The 804-nt window shown below is 71.4% G+C and carries 1 protein-coding gene; it reads right to left on the minus strand.

Annotated elements, in window-relative coordinates; all coding sequences use genetic code 11:
- The coding region (locus tag FLW16_RS42975) for an acyltransferase domain-containing protein (protein WP_142566725.1) at positions 1-804 on the minus strand (804 nt) is incomplete at both ends.

The raw sequence follows: 804 nt of genomic DNA on the forward strand, positions 1-804 counted from the left end.
AGTCGGTGGGGGTGCCGTGGGTGTGGGCGTGGGCGGCGGCGGTGACGACGGTGTGGGGTTCGGGCCGGTCGCGGCGCAGCGCGGGGACGGCGACCAGGTCTTCCTGCCGGTCGAGCGTTTCGCGGATCAGCCCGCTCAGGACGCCGTCGGGGCCGATCTCCAGGAACGTCCGCACCTCCTCGCCCGGCTCCCGGCCCTCGTGCAGTCGCCGTACGACGTCGGCGAAGCGGACGGGGTTGCGCAGGTGGCGGGCCCAGTAGGAGGGGTCGGTGAGGTCGGAGGGGGCGGCGACCTGGCCGGTGAGGTCGGAGACGAAGGGGATGACCGGTCCGGTGGGCGGGGTGAGGGACAGCCCGGCCACCGCGTGTTCGAACTCCTCCAGGATGGGGTTCATGTGGGGGGAGTGGAAGGCGTGGCTGACCGTCAGCGGCCGGACTTTGTGCCCCTGCTCTCGGAAGTGTTCGGTCAGTTGGGTGACGGTGTGGTGGTCGCCGGAGATGACGGTGGAGGTGGGGGTGTTGATTGCGGCGATGGTGACGGCGTCGCTGAGGTGGGGGGTGATTTGCTCTTCGGTGGCGTTGATGGCGGTCATGGCGCCGCCTGGGGGGAGGGTGTGCATGAGGCGGGCGCGGGTGGCGATGAGGGTCGCGGCGTCGTGGAGGGTGAGGATGCCTGCAGTGCAGGCGGCGGCGATGGCGCCGATGGAGTGCCCGGCCACCGCGGTGGGGGTGATGCCCCAGGTGGACAGCAGGTGGGTGAGGGCGGTTTGCAGGGCGAACAGGGCGGGCTGGGTGTAGAGGGTCT

Origin of the sequence: Microbispora sp. KK1-11, assembly GCF_006874435.1 — a bacterium.
GTDB classification, from domain to species: Bacteria; Actinomycetota; Actinomycetes; order Streptosporangiales; family Streptosporangiaceae; genus Microbispora; species Microbispora catharanthi.